Genomic DNA, 24,800 nt, shown 5'->3' with positions numbered 1-24,800 from the left:
CCGCGTACGGCACCACCGAGTCGGCGCCGCCCGAGACGCCACCGCCACCTCCCACGGGCCCGCACACCCGAACCGCCGCCGGGCCCGCACGGACACACCACACCGGGGGCTCGCACGCCCACCACGCGCCGGGCCCCCGCCTGCCCGCTTTCCCTTCGTACCGGAGGACACCATGCCCCACGACATGCCCCACGACATGCCCCACGACATGCCCCACGACCTGTCCCACGACATGTCCCACGACCCGTCGGACCTTCCCGGCTCGCAGGAGGTCCCCACCCTGGACCCGGCCCGCCCCACCGGCTGCCCGTTCGATCCGCCCGCCGGCCTGGCCCGGGTGCGGGAGGAGCGCCCGCTCAGCCGGCTGCGCTACCCCGACGGCCATCTGGGCCGGCTCGCCACCGGCCACGCCGTCACCCGCGCCATATTGGGTGACTCGCGCTTCAGCGCACGCTACGAGCTGATGCACTACCCCTTCCCCGGCGGGCCCGAAGGCCCCCTGCCGCCGGCCCCGGTCGGCGACATGACCGGGATGGACGCGCCCGAACACACCCGCTACCGGCGCCTGCTCATGGGTAAGTTCACGGTCCGCAGGATGCGGCAGCTCACCGACCGGGTCGAGGAGATCACCACCGAGCACCTGGACGCGATGGAACGCCGGGGCCCGGGCGCGGACCTGGTTCCGGCGTTTGCCCAGCCCATCCCCGCGCTGATGATCTGTGAGCTGCTGGGCGTGCCGTACGCGGACCGCGACACCTTCCACCGGCACACGGTCGCGCTGATGACGCGGGACGTGACACCGGAGGAGCAGTACGCGGCCATGACCGGGCTCCAGGAGTACCTGCACGGGCTGGTCCTGGCCAAGCGGGCCGCACCCACCGACGACCTGCTCGGCGACCTGGCCCGGGACTCCGACCTCACTGACGAGGAACTGAGCGGCCTCGGCAGCTTCCTGCTCGCCGCCGGCCTCGACACCACCGCCAACATGCTCGCCCACGGCACCTTCGCCCTGCTGCGCCACCCCGAACAGGCCGCCGCCCTGCGCGGCGGCCCGGACCTCGCCGACCAGGCCGTGGAGGAGCTGATGCGCTACCTGACCGTCGCGCACACCACGGTGCGGGTGGCGCTGGAGGACGTCGCACTGGACGGCCAGGTGATCAAGGCCGGTGAGTCGGTCACCCTCTCCCTCGAAGCCGCCAACCGGGACCCGGCGAAGTTCGCCGACCCCGACACCCTCGACATCCACCGCAAGGCCACCGGCCATCTGGGCTTCGGCCACGGCATCCACCAGTGCCTCGGCCAGCAACTGGCCCGCGTCGAGATGAAGGTGGCCCTCCCCGCCCTGCTCACCCGGTTCCCGACCCTGCGCCTGGCCGTCCCGCCGGAGGAGGTGCCGCTGCGCACCGACATGAACATCTACGGCGTGCACAGCCTCCCGGTCACCTGGGCCGAGAACTGAGTCCGAGAACCGATTCCGAGAACTGAGTCCGGAACCCGATTCCGGGAACTGAGTCCGGGAACCGGAAGCCCCGGGGGCGTCAACTCCCCTGCCCAAAAGCGCTGTTACCGGCACGGGCCGCAGCCCGGGTGTCTAGAATCCTGCGTGGTGAGCGCGTGCCTGACCGGCCGGGCCCGCCCTGTGTGTGAGCAGGACGAACGGGGGCGCCGTTGAACAACCCGATCCCTATACCCCTGGATCTGGCGCTGCCGCCGGTACGCCGTACGCGCAGGATCAGGCGGCTGTGGCGCTCCCGGAAGGCGCTGGCCGGGCTGACGCAGTGGACCATCGACTGGGGACTGCCGTTCGCCACCGGCGTCACCCTGCTGTACGTCTTCGCCGCGCGGGCGGCGGGTCCCGGCGAGGTGTACCGGACCTTCACCCTGATCGACCCGCCCCAGCACACGCTGCTGTGGCTGGCGTCCGTCATCGGCTGGCTGGCCGTGCCGGCGGTCATCGGTGGTGTGGCCGGTCATGTGATCGCCACCCGCATCCAGAGCGTGAAGTCGATCTCGACCAGCACGCTCTTCCAGCGGCGCGGCTGGGCGGCCAGGCTGCGGCCGCCGTCCAGGATCGACTACCTCGGCGGGTACTTCCACGGGACGCTGGCCGAGCAGGTCTTCGTGGACGCCTTCGTGCGCGTCGCCCACCGCAACGACTGGGTGAAAGCCCAGGACCACTGGGAAGTCATCATCAAGGACACCATGAGCACCCAGCAGTTCTCCAAGCTCGACCGGCACGAGTGCCTGCGCCAGGCGCAGGACGCGACGCTCATCCACATGCGGCCGGCCGCGCTGGTCGGGCTGTGCGTGGTGTGCGTCGCCCGGAAGCCGTGAGGGCACGGGTGGCGCGGGGCGCGTGGTGGCGCGGAACGGAGCGGCGAACGGCTGACTCCCGGGGAGAGGACGGCGTTTGATGCAGGCCGAAAGTGCGGTGGAGATCGTCCGGGCTTCCCTGGCGCTGGCGTTTCCCACCGCCACCGACGAGGGGCTGACCCGGGCCGCCGAGCTGGTGCTGCGGTGGGGCTCCGAAGGGGTGGGCGTCCAGCTGGAGCCGGATCTGGCGGAGCGGATGCTGCTCGACCTGATAGCGGTCACCGGCCAGGACCCGGGCGAGTTCGAGGAGGCCCGGGCGCCACGCACCGAACTCACCTACGTCCGGCCGGCGTTGAGCCGCGCATGGAGCCGTACGAGCGAGACGCAGGACCGGCTGCCGTACATCCCCCGACCGCCCGAACGCCCCGGGCGCGGCCGCTTCCGGCGTGGACGCGGCGGCATGCCCGACTAGCCGTCGGCGCTCCCCGGCGGCGCCCCCCGCCTGCCCCCGCCTGCCCCCGTCCGCCCTCCGCCCTCCGCCCGCGCCCGGCGCGGGCCGGTGCTCAAGCCGGTGCTCAAGACGTCCGCCCTACGCCTCCCGGCTCGTCAGCAGCCGGCCCACGCACCGTTCCAGCTCCGCGATGCGGTCGGCGAGGTTGGTGTGGTCGGTGCCCTTGGCGTCGCGCAGCAGCAGTTCCAGTTCGGCGAGCTGGCCGGCGATGTCCGCCAGGCGGCTCGCCTCGGGGGGCTCCGGGAAGGGCGGCGGCCGGTCGTGGGAGGGCTGGTCGTGGGACGGGCGGTCGTGGGACGGCTGGTCGTCCCCGTGGGAGGCCGGGCGCCCCGGGGAGCCCGCTTCCCGGTCGTCCGCGGGTTCCTGGCCGGCGGCGGCCCCCGCCTCGCCTCCGGGCCGGTTGTCGGCGGTGAGCAGGCGCTTCAACTGCTCGGCCTGTGCGGCGAGTTGCTGGTTCTTGCGGTGCAGTTCGAGGAAGACGTTGACCTTGGTGCGCAGCAGCCAGGGGTCGAACGGTTTGATCAGGAAGTCGGCGGCACCGACCGTGTAGCCCCGGTAGGCGTAGTTGGGGTCGACCGAGGCGCCGGTGAGCAGGATGATCGGGACGTCCTTCGTCTGGTCCAGGCCCTTGATGTTGGCCGCCGTCTCGAAGCCGTTCATGCCCGGCATGAGGACGTCGATGAGGACCACCGCGAACTCCTCGCGGAGCATGGCCTTGAGGGCCTCCTCGCCGGACCGGGCGCGTACCACCCGTCGGGAGAGCGAGCCGAGGACGGCTTCCAGTGCGACGAGGTTCTCCTCCATGTCGTCGACGATGAGGATGCCGGCGGTGTCCGACGCGGTGGTCATTGCTGCTGCCCCGCCGTTCCCCGGTCGTCCGGGCCGGTGCCGGTGCCCGCGCCCGAACCGGCCTCTTCGGAGTCGTCGGGCTCCGGCGTGCAGGCGGCGGGCTCGGGGTCCAGCAGCCCGCAGATCACGGACAGCAGACGGTCCACGTCCACCGGTTTGGGGATGTAGTCGTTGACCCCGCTCTCGATCGCCTTCTCGCGGTCGCCCGGCATGGCCTTGGCGGTGAGCGCGATCACCGGCAGCTCCGCGAAACGAGGCGTTTGTCGGATCGCCTTGATCATCTCGTATCCATCCATTTCGGGCATCATGATGTCCATCAGCACCAGCGAGACGTCCGGCGTCCGGTCGAGGACCTCCAGGCCCTCGCGGCCGTTCTCGGCGTACTTCACGCGGATGCCGACCCGGCCCAGCACGTGGGTGAGCGCGAAGACGTTGCGGATGTCGTCGTCGACGATGAGGATCCGGCGGTTCGCCAGCACCTGGCCGGGGCGCCCGCTGAGCCAGTCCTTGAGCCGGGTGGTCTCGGGCCAGGTGACGTCGCCGCCGTCCGCCGCGTGCATCGTCGTGCCGGACATCAGGTCCTCCCGCGCCTCCTTGTCGGGGAAGCCGTCGTCGCCCGGCGGTTCCCGGTCCGGTGCCGGGGCGGTCCTCGGGGTGGGCCTGGTGGTGAGGTGTTCGGCGAGCACGGGCCGGGTCACCGCGGCGGGCCCGGGGGTGGCCTGCGCGGCGCTGTCCGCGGGACGGGCCGCGGCGGTGGGGCTGGGCGCCGGCAGCGGAGCGGTGTAGCGGGCGGGCACGTACAGCGTGAAGGTCGAGCCGACGTCGGGCTCGCTCTCGGCGGTGATCCGGCCGCCGAGCAGCGCCGCCATGTCGCGGCTGATGGACAGGCCGAGACCGGTGCCGCCGTACTTGCGGTTGGTGGTGCCGTCGGACTGCTGGAACGCCTCGAAGATGTCGTCGAGCTTCTCGGGCGGGATGCCGATGCCGGTGTCCTTCACGGACAGCGCGATGACGTCGCCGGCCGTGCGCAGGGACTCCTCGTCGAAGTCCGTGCCCGGTACGCGGCGGACGAGGAGTTCCACCCCGCCCGAGGAGGTGAACTTCACGGCGTTGGACAGCAGGTTGCGCAGGATCTGCTGGAGGCGCTGTTCGTCGGAGAAGAGCTCCTCGGGGACGTCGTCGCCGACCTTGATGTCGAAGGTGAGGCCGCGGTCGACGGTGAGGGGCTTGAACGTCGCCCGGACGTAGTCCAGCAGCTTGATGAGCGGCAGCGGCTTGGGGTGCAGGTCCATCCGGCCGGCCTCGATCTTCGACAGGTCGAGGATGTCGTTGATCAGCTGGAGCAGATCGGAGCCCGCGCGGTGGATGGTGACGGCGAACTCCACCTCCTGCGGCGAGAGCCGGCCGTCGGGGTTGTCGGCGAGCAGCCGGGAGAGCACCAGCAGCGAGTTCAGCGGGGTGCGCAGCTCGTGCGACATGTTCGCCAGGAACTCGGACTTGTACTGGGAGGAGGTGGCCAGCAGGGCGGCCTTCTCCTCCAGCTCGGCGTTGGTCAGCTGGAGCTCGTCGGAGCGCTGGCGCAGCTCGGCGGTCAGCCGCTGGGACTCCGAAAGCAGCGACTCCGTACGGGAGTTGGCGATGATGGTGTTGATGGAGACGCCGATGGTGTTGACGAACTGGTCGATGAAGGCGAGGTGGACTTCGCTGAAGCGGCTGAAGGAGGCCAGCTCGATGACGCCCAGCACCTGGTCCTCGAAGAGGACCGGGAGGATGACGATGCTGGCGGGGGCGGCGGCGCCGAGGCCGGAGCTGATGGTGATGTAGTCGGGCGGGACGGCGTCGACGACGATCCGCTTCTTCTCCATCGCGGCCTGGGTGATCAGGCCCCAGCCGGGGGTGCCCAGCCGCAGCCGCGGCAGCGAACGGCGGCCTTCGGGCTGCCCGGTGCCGTAACCGGCGATGAGCTCCAGTCCCTCGCCGGGCTCGGCGCCCGCCTCGGCCAGGAAGAACGCGCCGAACTGCGCGTTCACCAGCGGGGTCAGCTCGCGCAGGATCAGATCGGCGACCTCGACCAGGTCGCGGTGGCCCTGCATCAGGCTGGCGATACGGGCGAGGTTGGACTCCAGCCAGTCCTTGGCGCGGGTGGTCTCGCGGAGGTTGGCGACCATCAGGTTGATGTTGTTCTTCAGCGCCGCGACCTCGCCCTGGGCGTCCACGGTGATCGAGCCGGACATGTCGCCCTGGGTGACCGCGCTGGCCACCTCGGCGATCGCGCGGACCTGCGTGGTCAGGTTCAGCGCCAGCTCGTTGACGCTGGTGGTCAGCCGCTTCCAGGTGCCGTAGACGCCCTCGACCCGCGCCTGGCCGCCGAGTTGGCCCTCGCTGCCGACCTCGCGGGCCACCCGGGTCACCTCGGAGGAGAAGGACGACAGGGTGTCGACCATGGTGTTGATGGTCGTCTTGAGTTCGAGGATCTCGCCGCGGGCGTCGACGTCGATCTTCTTGGACAGGTCGCCCTTCGCGACGGCGGTGGCGACCTGGGCGATGTTGCGGACCTGGGACGTCAGGTTGTCGGCCATGAAGTTGACGTTGTCGGTGAGGTTCTTCCAGACGCCGGACACGCCGTGCACCTGGGCGCGGCCGCCGAGCCGGCCCTCGGTGCCGACCTCGCGGGCCACCCGGGTCACCTCGTCCGCGAACGCGCGCAGCTGCTGGACCATGGTGTTGACGGTCTCCTTCAGCTCCAGGATCTCGCCGCGGGCGTCGACGTCGATCTTCTTCGACAGGTCGCCGTTGGCCACCGAGGTGGTCACCTGGGCGATGTTGCGGACCTGCGAGGTGAGGTTCAGCGCCATGAAGTTGACGTTGTCGGTGAGGTCCTTCCAGACCCCGGACGCGCCCCTGACCTGCGCCTGACCGCCCAGGTTGCCTTCGGTGCCGACCTCGCGGGCGACCCGGGTGACCTCGTCGGCGAAGGCGGAGAGCTGGTCGACCATGGTGTTGATCGTCGACTTCAGCTCCAGGATCTCGCCCTTCGCCTCGACGGTGATCTTCTTGCCGAGGTCGCCCTCCGCGACGGCGGTGGCGACCTGGGCGATGTTGCGGACCTGGGACGTCAGGTTGTCGGCCATGAAGTTGACGCTCTCGGTGAGGTCCTTCCAGACCCCGGAGACGCCCCTGACCTGGGCGCGGCCGCCGAGCTGGCCCTCGGTGCCGACCTCGCGGGCGACGCGGGTGACCTCGTCGGCGAAGGCGGAGAGCTGGTCGACCATGGTGTTGATCGTCGACTTCAGCTCCAGGATCTCGCCCCGGGCGTCCACGGTGATCTTCTGGCTCAGATCGCCGTTGGCCACGGCCGTGGTCACCTGGGCGATGTTGCGGACCTGCCAGGTCAGGTTGGACGCCATGAAGTTGACGTTGTCGGTGAGGTCCTTCCAGACCCCGGAGACGCCCCTGACCTGGGCGCGGCCGCCGAGCTGGCCCTCGGTGCCGACCTCGCGGGCGACCCGGGTGACCTCGTCGGCGAACGCCCGCAGCTGGTCGACCATCTTGTTGACGGTCAGCTTCAGCTCCAGCAGCTCCCCGGTCGCCTCGACCGTCACCTGCTGGGTCAGGTCGCCGCGCGCCACCGCCGTGGTGACCACGGCGATGTCCCGGACCTGCGCGGTCAGCCGCGACGCCATGGTGTTGACCGCCTCGGTCACGTGCAGCCAGTCGCCGGAGAGCCCCTGCACCCTGGCCCGGCCGCCGAGCCGGCCCTCGGTGCCGACCTCGCGGGCGACCCGGGTGACCTCCCCGGTGAACAGCGAGAGCTGGTCGACCATGCGGTTGACGCCGCTGCCCAGGCGGCGCAGATCGCCGCGCAGCTGGCGGTTGCCGTCATGCAGGTCGACGTGCTGGGTCAGATCGCCGTCGGCCACCGCGTCCAGCACTCGGGTGGCCTTGGCGAGCGGGACGACCAGGGCTTCGAGGACGGTGTTGGCCGCCTCGATGTTCGTCGTCCACGTCCCCTGGCCGGGACTCGCGGAGATCCGCTCGTCCAGCCGGCCCTGCCGGATGATCTCGCTGCGTACGCGTTGCAGCTCGGATGCCAGATGGGCGTTGCGGGCGACGATCTGGTGGAAGACGCCGACCATGTCGGCCAGCACGCCGTCCGCCCCGCCGCCGCCCGGGAAGGGCTCCACGCCGGCGTTGAAGTCCCCGTCGCGCAGCGCGTTCATCGCGGCCAGCAGCGGTCGCAGCTCGCTCGTCCGCACCCACTGTCCGTCCCCGTCGGGGGGCACGGACGCTTCCGTCCGCGGGGAGTCCTGGGGTCCGGTCGGCTCCGGCGACCCCGGGGGCGGTGGGGGTGTGGAAGCAGGCTCGGGCCTGGCCGGGTCTAGAGCCATGGCGCACCATCCCCCCAGTGATCGGCGTGGAGAGACCTATGTGAGTGAAGTGATCCAATTGGGCGGATATGACATAGTATAAAGCGCTCGTAATCAGTTTTTCCCGGCATCTTCAGGGGGCACAGTGGCAGCGCTGTCCTCCCCGTACGCGACGGAGTCCGTGTCCCGGAAAGGTCTGCCGGCCAACCAGCTCGCGGCCTCGGGAGCGCGCAAATTCGTGCGCGCACTGCTCGCCGAACGGGCTGCCGCGCCGTCGGCCACCGCGGGCACCGGGGCGGCGGCGATCAGCTCCGAACTCATCAACACCGCGGTCCTGCTCACCAGCGAGCTGGTCACCAACGCGGTGATGTACGCCGGTACCGACATCGACGTGACCTGCCGCATCGAGCACGGTCCGCCCGCCGACTCCGAGGAGGGCCGCGGCCGGGCGACGGTGGGTGTGGTGCTGGAGGTCTCCGACCGGCACCCCGCCCGTCGGGTACGCGGCGGGGTCGATACCCGCCCCGGTGAGCCGGGGTACGGCCTCCAGCTGGTCAGCGCGCTGGCGGAGTCCTGGGGCGTCACCTACCGCCAGTCGGTCAAGACGGTCTGGTTCCGCCTGGAGGCCACCGAGGGCGAGCCCGGGCCGGCCGCCCCCGAGCCCCGGCGCGAGCCGCCCGTCCGCCTGACCCGGTCCCGGAGGGGGTCGGCGCTCCAGCACGGCTACGCCGCCGAATGGGCCGACCGGGGCGGCCCCTCCTTCCTCGCCGAGACCAGCGAGCTGCTGGCCGGGCAGCTCGACCAGGACATGGTCAGCGCGCTCGCCGCCCAGCTGCTGGTGCCCCGGCTCGCCGACTGGTGCGCGATCTGGTTGAGCGGCGAGGGGAGCGCGATGCAGCTCTCCCGCGTCTGGCACGTCGACGAACGGCGGATCGCCCCGCTCCGCGCCGAGCTGGAGCGGGACCCGCCCGGCCTGGTCCGTACGGCCGGCACCCCCTGGCCCTGGCCGGAGAGCGCCGGCGCGACCGCCGAGGGCGGCTCCGCGCTCGCCTTCCCGCTGGTCGCCAGGGACACCGACCACGGCGTCCTGCTGCTCGGCCGGGCCGGCCACCTGCAGATGACCGACACCGTCGTGCGGATGGTCGAGGACGTCGCCCGCCGGGTCGCGCAGGCCGTCTTCACCGCCCGCCAGTACACCCGCCAGACCACCATCAGCCTGGCGCTCCAGCGCCGCCAGCTGCCCGCGTCGCTGGCCAGCATCATCGGCGTGGACACCGCGATCGTCTACGAGCCGCACGGCGAGGGCCAGACCGTCGGCGGCGACTTCTACGACGTCTTCCCGATGGGCGACCGCCGCTGGTGCTTCCTGCTGGGCGACGTGCAGGGCAAGGACCCCGAGGCGATGTCGGTCACCGGACTGGCCAGGCACCTCGTCCGCCTGCTGGCCCGCGAGGGCCACGGCGTCGAATCGGTCCTCGGCCGGCTGAACCTCGCCATGGCCGAGGAGAGCGCGGAGGCCCTGGAACTCGGCGGTGAGCAGGCCGGCTCCCGCTTTCTGAGCCTGCTCTACGGCGAACTGGAGGTCGACCCCGGGGTGCCCGGCGCCCGCTGTACGGTCGCCAGCGCCGGCCACCCCCCGCCGCTGCACCTGTTCGTCAACGGCACCGTCGAGCCGGCCTCCGAACCCCAGATGCTGCTGGGCATCGACGAGGGCACCGAGTACCACGCCAGCAGCTTCGCCCTGGCGCCCGGCGAGACGCTGCTGTGCGTGACCGACGGCGTCACCGAACGCCGGTGCGGCAACTGGCAGTTGGACGACAACGACGGCCTGATCGAGGTCCTCAAGGACGGTATCGGCCTGGGCGCCAAGGCCCTGGCCGAACACGTACGGCGCGCGGCGCACGACTTCGGCTCCGGCCCGGTCGAGGACGATCTGTCGGTGCTGGTCCTCCAGGCGGTGCCGCCGACGGTCGACCCGCGGCCGTGACCGGCGGCCGGTGCGGGCTCAGCGCCCGCCGGCCCGGCTGACCAGCAGTTCCCCGCCGCCCGCGAGCACCCCTCCGCCACGCCCGACGACCGGGTCGAACTGCCCGCCGAGGGGCGACCGGCCGGGCCCGGCGCCGTCCGCCGGCCGGTGGACCGGCATGGTCCGGGGGGCCGCTTCGACGGTGCCGCACGCGAGCACGCTGACACCGCCCAGGGCGGCGAGGACGAGGCAGCGGCGGAGAGGGGGGCGCATATGTCGCTCCTGTGGGGAAAGGTAACCGGTTGTCCGTCAGCGTGGGCTCCCGGCCGGACACCGCACAAGCAACGTGCCCGCAAGGACATCCCTGTGAGTGAACGGCCGCCCCGCCGCTCCGTGACGAGCTGGCAAGAACACACCCCCGAGGGCGTGACATACCAGCCGGTATGCCGTGACAATCGCAGCACCACTACCCGCCCGTAACAACGCGGAGGCACCCGGTGCTGAGCACGATGCAGGACGTACCGCTCACCGTCTCGCGAATCCTGACGCACGGCTCGACCGTCCACGGAGACTCGCAGGTCATCACCTGGACCGACGGTGAACCGCACCGGCGCACCTTCGAAGCGATCGGCCGCCGCGCCGCCCAGCTGGCCCGGGCCCTGCGCGACGAGCTGTCGGTGGCCGACGAGGAACGCGTCGGCACTCTGATGTGGAACAACGCCGAACACATGGAGGCATATCTGGCCATCCCCTCCATGGGGGCGGTGCTGCACACCCTCAACCTGCGGCTGCCCGCCGAGCAGCTGGTGTGGATCGTCAACCACGCCGAGGACCGGGTCGTCCTCGTCAACGGAAGCCTGCTGCCGCTGCTGGCCCCGCTGCTGCCGCAGCTGCCCGCCGTCGAGCACATCGTCGTCGCCGGCCCCGGCGACACCTCCGTCCTCGACGGCGCACGGGCCCGGGTGCACGACTACGAGGAGCTGATCGCCGGGCGCCCGGAGACCTACGACTGGCCGTTGATCGACGAGCGCGAGGCCGCGGCGCTCTGTTACACCTCCGGCACCACCGGCGACCCCAAGGGCGTGCTCTACAGCCACCGTTCGCTGTATCTGCACTCGCTGCAGGTCAACACCGCCGAGGCGTTCGCGCTCACGCCCCGCGACATCACCCTGCCGGTCGTGCCCATGTTCCACGTCAACGCCTGGGGCCTGCCGCACGCCGCCTTCATGGCCGGCGCCTCGCTGCTGATGCCGGACCGCTTCCTGCAGCCCGCGCCGCTCGCCAAGATGATCGAGACGGTACGGCCCACCATCGGCGCCGCCGTCCCCACCATCTGGCAGGGCCTGCTCGCCGAACTCGACGCCAACCCGTACGAGGTGGCCTGTCTGCACACCGTCGTCATCGGCGGTTCGGCCTGCCCGCCCGCCCTGATGCGCGGGTTCGAGGAGCGGCACGGCATCCGCGTCGTGCACGCCTGGGGCATGACCGAGACGTCGCCGCTCGGCTCCGTCTCGCACCCGCCGGCCGGCGTGAGCGGCGAGGAGGAGTGGGCCTACCGCGCCACCCAGGGCCGCTTCCCCGCCTCCGTGGAGGCACGGCTGATCGGCCCGGACGGCGAGCAGTTGCCGCACGACGGTGAGTCGGCCGGCGAGCTGGAGGTCCGCGGCCCGTGGATCGCCGGCGCGTACTACGGCGGCGCCCAGGGCGAACCGCTGCGCCCCGACGACAAGTTCAGCCCCGACGGCTGGCTGCGCACCGGCGACGTCGGCACCCTCACCTCCAACGGCTACCTCACCCTGACCGACCGTGCCAAGGACGTCATCAAGTCCGGCGGGGAGTGGATCTCCTCGGTCGAGCTGGAGAACCACCTGATGGCCCACCCGCACGTCCTGGAGGCCGCGGTGGTGGCCGTACCGGACGACAAGTGGGGCGAGCGGCCGCTGGCGACCGTCGTGCTGAACGAGGGCGCCACCATCGGCTACGCGGAGCTGAAGGCGTTCCTCGGCGAGCGGATCGCGCGCTGGCAGCTGCCGGAGCGGTGGGCGCTGATCCCCGCCGTCCCCAAGACGAGCGTGGGCAAGTTCGACAAGAAGGTGCTGCGCAGGCAGTACGCCGACGGAGAGCTGGACGTCACCCTGCTGGCGTGAGCTTCCGCGGGCAGGAACCGGTGGTGGGGCCCGGCCGCGGGCCCCACCGTCAGTTCGTACCGATCTTGGCGAGCAGGTCGACGATCCGGGCCTGCACCTCGGCGCTCGTCGAGCGCTCCGCGAGGAACAGCACCGTCTCGCCGGCCGCCAGCCGCGGCAGCTGCGCCGGGTCCAGGTCGGCGGACGTGTAGACGACCAGCGGAGTGTGGTCCAGCAGCCCGTTGGCACGCAGCCAGTCGACGATGCCGGCCCGCCGGCGGCGCACCTGCATGAGATCCATCACGACGAGATTCGGCCGCATCTGCGTCGCCAGCGTCACCGCGTCGGCGTCCGCGCCGGCCCGCGCGACCTGCATCCCGCGCCGCTCCAGCGACGTGGTCAGCGCGCCCGCGATGGCGTCGTTCTGCTCGATCAGCAGCACCCGCGGCGGGTGCTGCTCACTGTCGCGCGGCGCCAGCGCCTTCAGCAGGACCGCCGGGTCGGCCCCGTACGCGGCCTCCCGGGTGGCCTGCCCCAGACCCGCGGTCACCAGCACCGGCACCTGTGCCGCGCCCGCCGCCTGACGCAGCGACTGCAGCGCGGTACGGGTGATCGGCCCGGTGAGCGGGTCGACGAACAGCGCCGCGGGGTACGCGGCGATCTGCGCGTCGACCTCCTCGCGGGAGTTGACGATCACCGGCCGGTAGCCGCGGTCGCTGAGCGCCTGCTGCGTGGCGACGTCCGGCGCCGGCCAGACCAGCAGCCGGCGCGGGTTGTCCAACGGCTCGGGCGGCAACTCGTCGTCCATCGGCACGGGCTGACGGTTCATCACCTCGACGGCGCCGTTCGGCCCGTCGAGCGGTTCGGGGCCCTCGCTGCCCTCGTCCGGAGCGGAGATCGCGAAGGCGCGGCCCTCGCCGGCGTCCATCAGATGCGGCTGCGGGCCCGGCGCCTTGGGCTGCGCCGGGGCCTGCGGCCCGCCCGGCTGCGGGCGCGCCCCGTCGGCCGCGGCGCCGGCGGCGGCCGCCCGCTCCCCGTCCTGCGGGGGCGCGGCGAGCTTGCGGCGGCGGCCCGAGCCGGCGGACGTGCCACCGGGCGGCGTACTCCCGGGCGGCGCCGGCGGACGCTGCTGGTCGGCGATCTGCTGGGCGAACGGCACGCCCTGCCCGAGCGTGCGCACGCTGAACGCCCGCCCCGAGGTCTGCCCGTCGTCCTCGGCCGCGGGCGGCAGCGCCTGGCGGTGCGGCCCGGCCGGGCCGCCCTGCGGCGCCCGGTCCGCGGCCTCTTCGGCGGGGCTGGGGCGCCCGCGCCGCCGGCCGGTGGGCGCCAGCGTCCCGGGTGCCTGCGCCCGGTCGGACACCTCGGCACCACCCGGGGCCGGGGAGATGGCCGGCGCCATGCCGGTCCCCGCCCCCGTCGCCTCCGACGGGTCACCGGCCTCGGCCGACTGCGCCACCAGTCCCTCGGGACCGGCGACGAACGTGCCGGACGACTCGGAGTCGGCCATCGCGGCCGCCGCCCGTTCCTCGGCGGCGGCCCGCCTGGCCCGTCGCCGGCCGGTCGGCTCGGCATCCCAACCGCCCTGCGGATCGGGGGACTCGGCGACCGCCGCCAGCTCGTTCCCGGGCCGCCCGGCGGACGTCGTCTCGGGCCCGGCGGCCACCGGCCGCCGGGCGCGACGCCGCCCGGTCCCGGTTCCCTCCGGAGCGGCCCCCTGGGCCGGCACCTGGTCGGCGGCGGGCAGCGCGGGCAGCGGCGACGGGCCGGGCTGCGGCGCCCGGTCCGCCGCGGCCGGTGGCAGCGCGAAGGCCGTCCGCGCACCGGCCGCCGCGGGCGCCTGGGCCCGCTCGCCCTGCTCCGGACGCTCGGGAGCCTCGGCCAGCGCCCGGCGCGCCCGCCGCCCGGCCGGCTGCACGGGCCCCAGGCCCTGCGGCTGTCCCGCGGCGGGGCCCTGCCCCGGAATCTGCGGACGGGCGGGCACGGCGGCCGGAGCCGCTGCCGGAGCCTGCCCCGGGGAGCCCGCCGCGGGCCCCTGCGGGCCGGCCGCCGGCTGCCCGGACGTCTGCTGCGGGCCACCCGAGGGGAGCGCGGGCAGCCCGCCGCCCTCCGGGGCACCCTGCCGCGCCCGCCGCCGGCCGGTCGCCGGCACCGCCTGGGCGCCCGCCGTGCCCGACGGCAGCCCCGTACCGCCCTCGCCGGCCCCGCCGTTCACACCTTCGTGTGCACCCTGCGGCACACCGGCACCCTGCGTACCGCCGGCCGCCGGCTGACCGTCCGCAGCCGTGCCCGGGCCACCCGCCGGCGCACCCTGCTCGGCGCCCGGCTGGCGCGCCCGCCGCCGCCCGGTCGGCTGCGCCGTACCGCCCTCCGTACCGTCGCCGAGCGGCTCACCGGCCCCACCGGTACCGCCGTCACCACTCCCACCGGCCGCCGCGCCCTCGGGGCCGTCACCGGCCTTCTCCGCGGACGCCCGGTCGCCGTCCGCCGCACCGTGCGTGCCCCGCACCCGGGCAGCCGGAACCGGCATCACCGTCGTCTCGTTGCCGCCCGCCCGGTCCGCGCCGTCGGCCGCGTCGTCCGCCGCCGCGCCGTCCACGCCCACCGGCAGTTCCAGCACATACGCGCTGCCGCCCGCCCCGGGACCGCCGCCCGGCGCGCCCGGCACGTCGTGCGTCTGCACCAGCCCGCCGTGCTGCCGCACGATCCCGCGGACGATCGGCAGGTGCACCGGGTCCCCGCCGCCGAACGGGCCGCGCACCTCGATCCGTACGACGTCGCCGCGCTTGGCCGCCGCCACCACGATCGTGGAGTCCCCGGCGATCGCGCCGGTACGCCCGCCCGCGGCGAGCGCGGCCTCACCCACCGGCATCCGCCCCGTGGAGTCCACCCCCGCGACATCCGCGATCAGATGCGACAGCGCCTGCGCGAGCCGCTCCGCGTCCACCACCGCCTCTATCGGCGGGGCGTGCACCGCGAACTGCGCCCGGCCGGGCCCGATCAGCTCGATCGCGCCCTCCACGCCCGCCGCGACCACACCGTCCAGCGACACCTGCACGCGGTTGAGCTTCTCCGCGCCGGAGTCCAGCCGCTGGTAGCTCAGGACGTTGTCCACCAGGGTGGTCATCCGGGCGTGGCCGGCCGCGAGGTGGTGCAGGATCTGGTTCGCCTCGGGCCACAGCTGGCCGGCCGGGTCGGAGGCCAGCGTGCCCAGCTCGCCCTTCAGTTCCTCCAGCGGCCCGCGCAGCGCCTGCTCCAGCACGGCCAGCAGCTGCGCGTGCCGCGCCGCCAGCGCGTCGTACGGACGCCGGTCGGTGAACGTCATCACCGCGCCGACCAACTGGTCGCCGTCCCGCACCGGCGCGGTCGTCAGATCGACGGAGACCGCCCGCCCGTCCTTCGCCCACAGCGCCTGCCCGCGCACCCGGTGCTTGCGCCCGGACTTGAGCGTGTCGGCCAGCGGGGTGTCCTCCCACGGCAGCGCCGACCCGTCCGCCCGCGAGTGGTGGATGAGCGGATGCAGCTCCTTGCCGCCCAGCTCGCTCGCCCGGAACCCGAGGATCTGCGCCGCGGACGGATTGACGAGGACGACCTTGCCCTCGGCGTCGACCCCGACCACACCCTCGGCCGCGGCCCGCAGGATCATCTCGGTCTGCCGCTGCTGACGTGCCAGCTCGGTCTCGGTGTCCAGCGTCCCGGTCAGATCGCGCACCACGAGCATCAGCAGCTCGTTGCCCGTATAGCCGTTGCGGTGATCGGCGTACGCGGCCTCGAAGGCGGACTCGTACGGCGTGCGGCCGTCCTCGAGGTTGGCGCTGGTCACCTCGACCAGCAACTCGGTCCCGTCGGTACGCCGCGCCACCATCCGCGTCGGCTTCGTCCGCTGGCCGATCTCCTCGTCCCGGCGCCGCATCGAGCCCGGGATCCGCTTGGAGTCGAACGTCGGCAGCAGGTCCAGCAGACCGCGCCCCACCAGGGCCGTGCCGGGCGCCTCGAAGGTCTCCAGCGCGATGGTGTTGGCGTTGACGACCGTGCCGTTGCAGTTGACGAGCAGCAGCGCGTCGGGAAGGGCGTCGAGTATGGCTGCGAGGCGAGCAGCGCCTCGGGATGGCCTGCTGCTCACGAGACGCTTCCCTCCTGTTACCGCACCGTGCCGACCCGCCGTGGCGGATCGCTGAGATGGAGTCTACGGGCACTTGCCCGCGGTGCGGAGGCGGATGACGAGGAGGCAATGCCGCGCCCGGGGGCGACTCACCGCACGCCCGACATGTGCCCCTCGTCCTGACCTGGTCCGCTACTGCGGCACGAAAGGGGTCATGAAGTGGTCGCCGGGAGCAGAGGTTCGAAGCGGCCCCAGCGGCTGATCTCACACCCGTTGGTGCGCCGGAAATCCGCGTTGACGGGACGTCCCGCCCAGGTGCCCGTCACATGAGCGGTCGCCGGGCCGCCGTACATCATCGTGCACTGCGCGTTCTGCGGCACCGGAGCGAACGGGTCCCTGCCCCACTTCGTCATCCCGTCCAGCTTGGCGCAGGCGCTCCTGGCCTGGCGGTGGGTGCTGCCGCGGTAGGGATGGCAGTACAGCTCGAAGGTCCCGTCGGTGCGCGCCGACCCGGAGTCGCGGACGGTGACGGTGAGGTGGTCGACGGGAGCCTGCGGGAGGGGCGCGTACGAGCCCGCGAGCCCCGCGTCCTCCGGCCCGGCCCCGACGGGCGCTGGCCGGCCGCCGGGGCCGTGGTGTCCCGCCCCGGTGACGCCGACCGCGGACCGGTGGTGCGGCAGCGGGATCGGCGCGGCGGAGGCGGTGGGCGCCGCAAGGGTCAGCGCGGCGGTGGCGGCGGTGACGGCCGCGAGGAAGAGGGACGAACTCCGGCGGTGCGACATCACAGGCTCCAGAGAGGCGAGTGCGGGGCGGGTACGCGGTACGTACACGCCGGGGGCGCACGACATCCGTGCCGCGCCGGCCCCGACTCTCCTAACGCGCCGCCGCCCCCGACGTTGCGCCGCAGGAACGTCTTTGCCGGGTGGGCCACGCGCCTAGTACCGTAGGGGGCGATTGGTGACAGCCCTTGGAGCTGTGCCATCATCTGGACACACCACAGCGTGCGTGCGCGCGTGGAGTGTGTGGAGGCGTCGCCTAGTCCGGTCTATGGCGCCGCACTGCTAATGCGGTTTGGGGCTTACCCCCCATCGAGGGTTCAAATCCCTCCGCCTCCGCTCCTCTTCGTTCAGGCCCCGGTCCCCGCGACCGGGGCCTGAACGCATTTCCGGCACCCCCACACCGCCCCTCCGGCACCCCCACATCCGGACAAACCCCCACACACCCAAACATCCCCTCCGCGCGACGGCCTCGCCCCCGACCCTCTGGCTGCCTACGCCGGCTCACGCCCACGCCCCCTGCATGCGCGCCATCGGCCGCGCCGAGCCATGCCAGGCCCCCAAGATCCCCAAGCCTCCGAAAGTGGCCCGCGCCACACCCCGAGGCCCGAAGAGCACTGCACCCGCCCGAACTTCACCCGGATCGCCGAGCCCCACCCCCGGCCCGAGAGGCCCCCCACCCCCGCCAAAACCGCGTTTCCGCAGGTCAGAGGCACTGCGGGCAATGGATTTCGCCTGACGGCGCAGGTCATGTAATGTTGTTCCCGCAACGCCGACCGGCAAGAAAAACCGCCGGAAAGCCAAGCGCTCGTAGCTTAACGGATAGAGCATCTGACTACGGATCAGAAGGTTGCAGGTTCGAATCCTGCCGAGCGCACACAGGTCAAAGGCCCCCTGGACATCGTCCAGGGGGCCTTTGACATCAGCGGGTGACATCAACGCGGGTGCCGGCGTCTGTCACGCGGCCGGCGCGCACCCCGGACCGCCCTCCTCGTCCTCGGTCGGCTCGTCAACCCCCAGGGCGTCGTCCATCCGGTCGGCCGCCGCCTTGAGGGTGGTCTGCATCACGTGCGCGTAGGTATCGAGCGTCATCGTGATGGTGCTGTGGCCGAGCGTCTCCATGATCGTGCGGGGATCGACGCCCTGGGCCAGCAGCAGGGAGGCGCAGGTGTGTCGGAGGTCGTGCACTCGTACGCGCCGCACCTTGGCATCCCGGCACAGGATGGTGAGCATGCGGTTGAGGCTGCGAGGGTCCGTGGCCCGGCCGGTGGCGGTGGTGAAGACCAGGCCGCTCGGGTGCCCGGGGACCGGCTGCCATTTGGCGCCGGCCACCTTCCGTTCCTGCTCCTGCTGCGCCTGGTGGGCGATGAGGGCGTCCACGCACTTGCGGGGGAGGGACACCGTCCGGAGCGAGCGTGCCGTTTTCGGGGTGCCGAAGAGCAGTTCGCGCTTGATGCGCTGGAGGTTGCGACGGACCCGGAGTTGGCCGGTGCCCAGGTCGATGTCCGACCAGGTGAGCCCGAGGGCTTCCCCGCGCCGCAGGCCGGTGGAGATGAGCAGCAGCCACAAGGCGTAGAGCCGGTGTTTGCGGGCGGTCTTGAGCAGGATTCTGGCCTCTGCGGCGTCCAACGGCCGTACCTCCTGGCGTTCGATGGTGGGTGTCTCCACGATGCGTGCGACGTTGCGTGCGATGAGCTCTTCCCGGACGGCCTGCTGGAGCGCGGACCGGAGCACGGCGTGGACGTACTGGACGGTGCGGGCCGACGGCCGGCGCTTGCAGCACTTGTTCACGGCGCAGCACGTCCGGTCTTCCTTGGCACGTGCTGCGTCGACGCCCCGGAGGCAGCACAGGCACCCGCTTTTGAACTCCGCGAGGAATAGGCGGATGTCGGTGGGGGAGAGGCGGTTGAGCTTCTTCTTGCCGAGGGCCGGTTTGATGTAGAGCCGGGACAGGCCCTCGTAGCTGTTGAGCGTCGCGGGCTTGAGGCGGGCGGGCGCGATGACAGCCAGCCAGTAGGTGAGGAAGTCGCCGAACGGCATGGCGGAGGTGGCGGCTGGGATTCCCTGCCGGGTCTTCTCCTGGAGTTCGATGAGTTTGTTGCCCACCTCCTCACGGGTCTTGCCGTAGACGAACTTCCGCACTCGGGTGCCGTCGGGGCGGTAGACGTACGCGGCTGCGTGGTAGCGGCCGTCGGTGCGCTTCGTGATGGTGCCTTCTCCGTTGGCGCGCCTCTTGGCCATCAGGCAGCCTCCTCAAGCTTGTTGTGGATGTAGGTGCGGAGTGCGTCGAGGGGGATGCGTCGGGCGCGGCCCTCGGTGAAGCTCGGCAGGGTGCCGGAGCGGATCAGGTCGTAGACCTTGCTGCGGCTGAGCCGCAGGGCCGCCATCACCTCCGGCACGGTGACGGCGGTGGGCATCTCGGGCAGGACGATGCTCACGGTTGCCTCCTGGGAGAGGGGAGGGGCCGATATGGCGGCCCCTCCCGGTCGCGGTTCAGCGGCAGTTGCGGCAGTGCGGGTTTCCGTACGGGCCGTATCGGAGGGTGGGGGTCTGGCAGCCGACGCACGGGCCGACGTTGGGGCCGGAGATGCTGGCGGGCTGGTCGCCGTTGTGTTGAGTCCGCAATGCGTTGGGTCGCGTCTCATCGCGACTCAAGGCCGGTTCGGTGGTGGTGAGTCGCGTTGAGTCGCGGCCCGGGTGACTGTGGGGCGAGTTGATCAGCGTGATGCCGGTGTAGGTCGGCACCTGCTTGCCGGTGTCGTCGCGGGGGCGGGTGCGCCGCAGCTGCGGGACGACGGACTGGAGGTTGCGACCGAACATCTGCTTCGTGCCGACGCTGCGTACGCCGTTGTCCTCGGCCCAGTCCTTCCAGACGGCCCACAGGGCGTCGACGGTCACTTCTACCGCCGGGCCGGTCTGGCAGCACTCGCGGACGAAAGCCGAGGTGGGCGAGGCGGTGTCCTGCATGGTGGTGACCGCCTCCCGGGAAGAGGGCGGTTCGGTGATGCGGCCCTTCTCCTCCAGGCGGGCCAGTCCATCAAGGGCCCAGTTGAGGATGCCGGGCATCTCGGCGGCGAGCTTGCCCGTGAGATCGGTGTCTTCCTTGCCGAGCCAGGAGACGGTCATGTTCAGCGCGATGAAGCGGCGGGCGATGACGCCGGAGGAGTCGCCGAAGTTCGGCAGCTCGTTGGACAGGATCATCAGGCGGGTGGGCAGCTTTCCCGTCCATGGGTCGCGGAACTTACGGTCGATGTCGATGGTGTCTTCGCCGGAGATGGTCAGCAGGCGTTCGACGACCTGGCCGCCGTCGCGGCCGGAGAGCCGGGCGTCGGAGATGACGGCCAGCGGCTTGCCCAGCAGCGTGGAGAGGCCGAAGTTGCTGCCCAGGCCGGCGAGGGTGGGGCCGGCCAGGTTGCCGCGGCCCACCAGCTCGGCCATGACGCGGGCGATGGTTCCTTTGCCGGAGCGGGTCGGGCCGACGATGAGGAGGATCTTCTGCTGGTCGGTGCGGCCGGAGAGCACGTAGCCGAACCACTCCTGGAGGGCGTCGATGGACGCCTGGTCGTCCGGCCAGACCTGGTGCAGGAACCGTTCCCAGTTGGGCGCGGTGGCCTGCGGGTCGTAGGCGAAGGGGACGGAGACCAGGTTGAAGAAGTCCGGTGTGAGGGGCAGGAGTTCGCGGTCGCTGACCCGCAGGAGTCCGTTCTCGCACGCCACGATCGGGCCGTGGGCGTCCGCGGTCGTGGTGTCGTCCCCGATCCAGGTGGGAGCGTCGACGTCGGACGGCAGGAGGGTGATGGAGGTGAGCGCGTCCAGCAGGTTGCCGATCTTCTGCTTGGTCGGCGCCCACGGGCGGATCTCCGGCTCTCCGTCCTTGTCCGTACCGGCTTCGTAGGTGGTGTGCTCCAGCCGCTGGTAGAGCGATGCCCGCACCTGCTGTTCGTCCAGCTCCCGCCAGGAGCTACCCGCCCAGCGCATCCAGGAGCCTCGCCAGCGGCGGCGGATCAACTGGCCGTCCGTGCCTTGCCAGTCCGGGGCGAGGTGTCGGGCGACGGCCATGGGGTTGGAGGGCGGCGGGATCTGCTCCGCGTCGGTGGTCCCGCTCATGCGGCCTCCTCCTGGTGCTCGTCGCCGTGCCACGTCAGGTAGTGGCCGGGGCGGCCGGGGATCGCGATGGCCGGCCAGCCGGGGGAGGGGTGCAACTGCGTCGCAGGGTGGGTGTGGCGGCGCGCAGTCATCTCGGCGGCGGTCGGCACGCGCGACAGCCGGAGGCGGACCAAGGTGCGGTGGGCCTCGTTGCTGGCGCTGGCGGTGACCGCGCGCCACCAGGCGTCGGGGTCGGCGTCCATGAGGACGTCGAGCCGGTCCCGTTCGGCCTGGTGCCGGCGCCACGATTCGGCGGCCGCGAGAACGGACGCGAGCCGCTGCGGGTCGTCCGGTCGGAGGCCGCACCATTCGGGGCCGGCGTAGAGCGGGAAGGCGCCGGTCCGGTAGGCGGCTTTCGCCTGCGTCCACAGGACGTGTACGGCGCCCGGGCACTCGGGCGGGCAGGCTCGTCGGGGCGGGGGCGGTTGGGGCATGCTGGAGACCTCCGTCTCGTGCTGGAGATGGGAGACCAGGGCGGCCCGATTTCATTGGCGTGAGAGGGGCCGCCCTCGTCGTGGCAGGGGTGCTTCCGGGCCCCTGGGAGGGTTCTGGGCAGGGGGCGACGTACCCCCATGACCGGCATGACCTTGCAGGTCAGAGGCCGTGACCACCCCCTGGACCGGGGTCAAGGGCCCCCGTGACTTCGGTGCCCTGCGGCAGGCGCTCGGGAGGGCACCGAAACGGGGTGCTGGATGGGGCCGGGTGGAGGGGGACCCCTCTACCTCCCGGCGGCGAGCAGGATCTCTGCGGGTACGGCGTCCTCGATGTCGCGGCGCTGGTATCCGGCGAGAGCCTTGCCATTGATCTTGACCTGCTTGCTGGTGCGCTTGACGCCGGCCGCCTCCAGGTCGGAGGCGAGCTGTTCGGCGTTGAAGTCGCCGTAGACGTCCTCGTCGAGGTTGACCAGGCCGGCCAGCAGGTCGGTGGTGTACATGCGCGGGGAGTGCCGCATGACCTCCAGGACGTCGGAGATGATCGGCGGGACGCTGACGCCCTGGGCGTCCGCGGCGGCCGTGACGTCCCCGGCCGCGTCGCCGGTGAGCTGACCGGCCGCTTCCCGGAGCGTCCTGCCCTTGCGGCACAGCGCGGCGAAGGCGGGCCCGTCCAGGTAGTCGGCGCGCACGGTGACGTACGAAGCGGGGCCGGTGACCAGCACGCCCACGCCCTTGTGTTCCTCGGAGAGAACGGAGGCGTCGGCGCCTTGGGCGGCCTTGCCCTTGCCCAGCACCATGTCGCTGCTCGCCCGGTCGACGACCTGTGTCGAGTAGCGGATGGTGATGATCTCGCGCAGCTTCGTCGGTACGGAGTCGGCGTCGGGGCGCTGGCTGGCGAAGTTGGAGATGAAGCCGGCCGCGGGGCCGCGCCGGGCGATACGGCACAGGTCGTTGATGACCTGCTCGCGGTCGTCCTTCTCCATGGCCGTGAAGTACTCCTGCAGCTCGTCGATGGTCACGAAGATGACCGGCAGGTTGTACTTCGCCACGATGTCCGGGGTGAGCTTGCCTTCCGGGCACAGCGAGGTGGGCAGGTCCCGCAGCAGCGCGAAGCGGCGCTCCATCTCTGCCAGTAGCTCGGCGAGCATGGCTTTCAGCGCCTCGATCGCGTCGTCCTCGGCGCCCATGACGAGACGGTGGGCGACGGCCTTCATGGGCATCCAGTCGGCGCCGCCCTTGCCGTCGGCGACGTAGTGCCGCACGTACGGGTCCAGGAGCCCGGCCGCGGTCAGCAGGCGTTGGGAGAACGTCTTGCCGCGACGGGGCAGGCCGCCGAAGAACATCGACTGCCACATGACGGGGACGGAGATGCGGGTGCCGCGGGCGTCCTGCCCGAACGGCACCGCGTCCCAGATGGAGAACCGCTCGGCCTTCTCCAGTGGCGAGGGGTTCGGGGGGCCCAGGTAGGGGTCATCGTCGGCGACCCACATGCTCACGCGCCCGGCGTTGCCACCCTTGGCGGCCCGCACGCGGGACATGATGACCTGGATCTCGTCGACGCCCAGTTCCTGGGCGATCACCTCGCGCTTGGCCAGCACGTCCGAGGCAGTCTTGCCACCGCCGCGCGGAAGGTCGAAGACCACCGCCCAGCCGCGGCCGTCACGGACCGGACCCATGACACAGGTGACCTTGGGGCCGTCCTCGTCTCCTTTGCCGGTCTTGAGCAGCCCGGCAGCGCGGAGCGCGTCGTTGAGCTGCTGGGCGGACATGTCCACCTTCAGCGGCGGAGCGGCCTGGTCGAGCAGGCGGGTCTCCTTGCCCCGCCCCAGGTAGGCGAGTGGGGCGACCACGGCCGCGCTCATGCCGGCCTGCAAGACAGGGTCGGCAAGAGCGATGCCGGTTGCTGCTGCCGCGACGCCGACGGCCGCGATGCCGAAGCGCCAGCGGCGGGTCTGGGTACGGGCGGCATGCGCGGCCTGGTGGCGGGCGGCCAGCTCTACGTCCTCCGGGCGCAGCTTCACCTGTGCCCGGAGGGCCCGCACGGTCGCGGAGTGCTCCCGGGCGGAGAGCGTCGGCCAGATGCCGACGGCAGCCCGGAAGAAGCCACGGCACGCCAACAGCACTGTTTTCATCAGGTACTTCGGGACGCGCAGGCCGTGGTAGCGGGAGTGCCACCACGTAAGGCGCCCCAGCGCGACGACGTTGGCCTTGAGCGACTCCGCGGAGCGTGCCCAGGCGGGAAGCACGGGGGCGTCCGGCACGGTCAGCCAGTCGGCCAGCGGATTGTCCGCACGGTCCACGGCTTCGCAGGTTGTCTCGTCGTCTGCGGCCGGTGCCGTGTCTGTGGTGGCTTCGGTGGCGGCTTTGACCAGGGTGACGGGCGGGGTGGGGCGGTGTGCGTCGAGGTGGTGGATGGTTCCCATCTGCGTTTCCCCCGCAGCGGGTTCGGTCATGATGGTGTCTCCTGTCGCGTCTGCCTGGCGTGCAGGGAAGGCCCGGGACGGCCGTGGGTGTCCAGACCAGTCGGCCGTCCCGGGGCGTAGTCACTTGGCGCTGCTGGCTTCGCGCTTACGGGCGCCGTCGAGAACGCGCTCGATCTTCGATTCGAGGTCGCGCTGGTAGACCTCGTCACCGGCAAGGCCGCGCTTGGCCATGCGGCCGATGTACCAGGCGACCTTGGCCTTCTCACCTGCGGTGAGCTTGGGTTCGTCCTGCGCCATTGCTGCTCCCGTCCGGAGCCGGCCTGTCCAGCTCCCCACCGCGCCCGGCCTGGGCCGGGCGCGACTGGGCAGCCGTCAGCCGCGCTTGCGACGGGCCTTGGTGACGTTCTCCGCGGCCGACTTACCGTCCGGACCGCCGACGGACTTCACGACGGTGGCCACGCCCCAGGCGATGACCACGACGACCAGGGCGACGACAGCGAGGGAGACGGCCATGGAGGAGATGGCCGCCACCAGCAGCGGCCCGAAGTAGACGCCGGCTGCGACGGCTCCACCTCCAGCACCGGCGCCCAGGGCGACGCGTTGAACGGTGCGGGCCGGCGGGGCCTGGTGGATGTGCTGGACCACTACGGGCGGCTGGTCGTAGGAAGTCGGGGCCGCCATCGCTTCGGGCCGATAGACGGGGGCGGCCTGCGGTGCGCTGGGTACCGGAAGTTGGTTGTCGAACTGGTAGCGCCGGGGCGTGGGCACGGGACCTCCTCGGGCGGAGTAT

17 protein-coding genes and 2 tRNA genes are annotated in these 24,800 nt (G+C 72.2%); 7 read left to right on the top strand and 12 right to left on the bottom strand.

Features of this window, described 5'->3' with window-relative positions:
- Positions 1–232 precede the first annotated feature (232 nt).
- The 3 genes from SL103_RS34970 to SL103_RS34960 all read left to right on the top strand — a co-directional run bounded on the left by SL103_RS34970 (position 233) and on the right by SL103_RS34960 (position 2,785).
- A complete protein-coding gene (locus SL103_RS34970; RefSeq protein ID WP_069574410.1) occupies positions 233–1,459 on the top strand; it encodes a cytochrome P450 in 1,227 nt (408 codons plus the stop codon).
- 209 nt (positions 1,460–1,668) lie between these two features.
- Positions 1,669–2,334, top strand: a complete 666-nt coding sequence (locus SL103_RS34965; protein WP_244304118.1) for a DUF6313 family protein — start codon at positions 1,669–1,671, stop codon at positions 2,332–2,334.
- Positions 2,335–2,413: 79 nt separating this feature from the next.
- Entirely contained in the window at positions 2,414–2,785 is a 372-nt protein-coding gene (locus SL103_RS34960) for a hypothetical protein (RefSeq protein ID WP_069573066.1), read from the top strand.
- A gap of 117 nt (positions 2,786–2,902) precedes the next feature.
- Here the strand turns inward: SL103_RS34960 and SL103_RS34955 are convergent, their stop codons facing one another.
- Together SL103_RS34955 and SL103_RS34950 are read right to left on the bottom strand one after the other, a co-directional pair.
- Positions 2,903–3,673 (bottom strand): response regulator, encoded by a 771-nt coding sequence (locus SL103_RS34955; protein ID WP_069573065.1) that lies wholly within the window; start codon positions 3,671–3,673, stop codon positions 2,903–2,905.
- Positions 3,670–8,061 carry a HAMP domain-containing protein gene (locus SL103_RS34950; RefSeq protein WP_079146141.1) on the bottom strand — a complete coding sequence of 1,464 codons (4,392 nt, stop codon included), beginning with the start codon at positions 8,059–8,061 and terminating at the stop codon, positions 3,670–3,672. Before SL103_RS34950 ends, SL103_RS34955 begins: the two co-directional genes overlap by 4 nt.
- 124 nt (positions 8,062–8,185) lie before the next feature.
- On the opposite strand from SL103_RS34950, the gene SL103_RS34945 reads away from it, so the two are divergent.
- Positions 8,186–10,027, top strand: coding sequence for a SpoIIE family protein phosphatase (locus tag SL103_RS34945; RefSeq protein WP_069573064.1), 1,842 nt, complete (start codon positions 8,186–8,188; stop codon positions 10,025–10,027).
- An 18-nt stretch (positions 10,028–10,045) separates the two neighbouring features.
- On the opposite strand, the gene SL103_RS34940 is transcribed toward SL103_RS34945, so the two are convergent.
- On the bottom strand, positions 10,046–10,279 hold the full coding sequence (locus SL103_RS34940) for a hypothetical protein (RefSeq protein WP_069573062.1): 234 nt from the start codon (positions 10,277–10,279) through the stop codon (positions 10,046–10,048).
- Positions 10,280–10,503: 224 nt separating this feature from the next.
- On the opposite strand from SL103_RS34940, the gene SL103_RS34935 reads away from it, so the two are divergent.
- The gene (locus tag SL103_RS34935; RefSeq protein ID WP_069573059.1) at positions 10,504–12,153 is read left to right on the top strand and encodes a long-chain fatty acid--CoA ligase; all 1,650 of its coding nucleotides are present in this window, start codon (positions 10,504–10,506) and stop codon (positions 12,151–12,153) included.
- Between the two features lie 49 nt (positions 12,154–12,202).
- On the opposite strand, the gene SL103_RS34930 is transcribed toward SL103_RS34935, so the two are convergent.
- The gene (locus SL103_RS34930) at positions 12,203–16,252 is read right to left on the bottom strand and encodes a PAS domain-containing protein (RefSeq protein ID WP_069573057.1); all 4,050 of its coding nucleotides are present in this window, start codon (positions 16,250–16,252) and stop codon (positions 12,203–12,205) included.
- A gap of 191 nt (positions 16,253–16,443) precedes the next feature.
- Positions 16,444–17,013 carry an SSI family serine proteinase inhibitor gene (locus SL103_RS34925; protein WP_069573055.1) on the bottom strand — a complete coding sequence of 190 codons (570 nt, stop codon included), beginning with the start codon at positions 17,011–17,013 and terminating at the stop codon, positions 16,444–16,446.
- 242 nt (positions 17,014–17,255) lie between these two features.
- Between SL103_RS34925 and SL103_RS34920 the strand changes: the two genes are divergently transcribed.
- Both SL103_RS34920 and SL103_RS34915 read left to right on the top strand, forming a co-directional pair.
- Positions 17,256–17,346: transfer RNA gene (locus SL103_RS34920), tRNA-Ser, on the top strand.
- Positions 17,347–17,811: 465 nt separating this feature from the next.
- A tRNA-Arg gene (locus SL103_RS34915) sits at positions 17,812–17,884 on the top strand.
- Between the two features lie 80 nt (positions 17,885–17,964).
- Here SL103_RS34915 and SL103_RS34910 read toward each other — a convergent pair.
- The 7 genes from SL103_RS34910 to SL103_RS34885 form a co-directional block, all read right to left on the bottom strand.
- A complete protein-coding gene (locus tag SL103_RS34910; protein WP_069573053.1) occupies positions 17,965–19,248 on the bottom strand; it encodes a tyrosine-type recombinase/integrase in 1,284 nt (427 codons plus the stop codon).
- Complete coding sequence (locus tag SL103_RS34905; RefSeq protein ID WP_069573051.1) at positions 19,248–19,445, bottom strand: helix-turn-helix domain-containing protein; 198 nt, start codon at positions 19,443–19,445, stop codon at positions 19,248–19,250. Before SL103_RS34905 ends, SL103_RS34910 begins: the two co-directional genes overlap by 1 nt.
- A gap of 55 nt (positions 19,446–19,500) precedes the next feature.
- The gene (locus tag SL103_RS34900; protein ID WP_079146140.1) at positions 19,501–21,114 is read right to left on the bottom strand and encodes a DNA primase family protein; all 1,614 of its coding nucleotides are present in this window, start codon (positions 21,112–21,114) and stop codon (positions 19,501–19,503) included.
- Positions 21,111–21,587: a hypothetical protein gene (locus tag SL103_RS34895; protein WP_069573049.1), complete on the bottom strand. Its 477-nt coding sequence runs from the start codon at positions 21,585–21,587 to the stop codon at positions 21,111–21,113. The genes SL103_RS34900 and SL103_RS34895 overlap by 4 nt, the downstream gene beginning before the upstream one ends.
- Positions 21,588–21,871: 284 nt before the next feature.
- Entirely contained in the window at positions 21,872–24,040 is a 2,169-nt protein-coding gene (locus SL103_RS34890; protein ID WP_069573047.1) for an FtsK/SpoIIIE domain-containing protein, read from the bottom strand.
- A 90-nt stretch (positions 24,041–24,130) separates the two neighbouring features.
- On the bottom strand, positions 24,131–24,307 hold the full coding sequence (locus tag SL103_RS38215; RefSeq protein ID WP_164492947.1) for a DUF6257 family protein: 177 nt from the start codon (positions 24,305–24,307) through the stop codon (positions 24,131–24,133).
- Positions 24,308–24,382: 75 nt separating this feature from the next.
- Positions 24,383–24,778, bottom strand: a complete 396-nt coding sequence (locus SL103_RS34885; protein ID WP_069573045.1) for a DUF6251 family protein — start codon at positions 24,776–24,778, stop codon at positions 24,383–24,385.
- Positions 24,779–24,800: the final 22 nt, after the last annotated feature.

Source organism: Streptomyces lydicus (genome assembly GCF_001729485.1).
Classification (GTDB): domain Bacteria; phylum Actinomycetota; class Actinomycetes; order Streptomycetales; family Streptomycetaceae; genus Streptomyces; species Streptomyces lydicus_D.
This window is presented reverse-complemented; position numbering and strand designations above follow the sequence as displayed.

Coding starts and splice junctions, on each gene's coding strand:
- SL103_RS34970 (WP_069574410.1), top strand. CDS start 233: ATGTCCCACGACCCGTCGGACCTTCCCGGCTCGCAGGAGGTCCCCACC.
- SL103_RS34960 (WP_069573066.1), top strand. CDS start 2,414: ATGCAGGCCGAAAGTGCGGTGGAGATCGTCCGGGCTTCCCTGGCGCTG.
- SL103_RS34955 (WP_069573065.1), bottom strand. CDS start 3,673: ATGACCACCGCGTCGGACACCGCCGGCATCCTCATCGTCGACGACATG.
- SL103_RS34950 (WP_079146141.1), bottom strand. CDS start 8,061: ATGGCTCTAGACCCGGCCAGGCCCGAGCCTGCTTCCACACCCCCACCG.
- SL103_RS34940 (WP_069573062.1), bottom strand. CDS start 10,279: ATGCGCCCCCCTCTCCGCCGCTGCCTCGTCCTCGCCGCCCTGGGCGGT.
- SL103_RS34925 (WP_069573055.1), bottom strand. CDS start 17,013: ATGTCGCACCGCCGGAGTTCGTCCCTCTTCCTCGCGGCCGTCACCGCC.
- SL103_RS34910 (WP_069573053.1), bottom strand. CDS start 19,248: ATGGCCAAGAGGCGCGCCAACGGAGAAGGCACCATCACGAAGCGCACC.
- SL103_RS34900 (WP_079146140.1), bottom strand. CDS start 21,114: ATGAGCGGGACCACCGACGCGGAGCAGATCCCGCCGCCCTCCAACCCC.
- SL103_RS34895 (WP_069573049.1), bottom strand. CDS start 21,587: ATGCCCCAACCGCCCCCGCCCCGACGAGCCTGCCCGCCCGAGTGCCCG.
- SL103_RS34890 (WP_069573047.1), bottom strand. CDS start 24,040: ATGACCGAACCCGCTGCGGGGGAAACGCAGATGGGAACCATCCACCAC.
- SL103_RS38215 (WP_164492947.1), bottom strand. CDS start 24,307: ATGGCGCAGGACGAACCCAAGCTCACCGCAGGTGAGAAGGCCAAGGTC.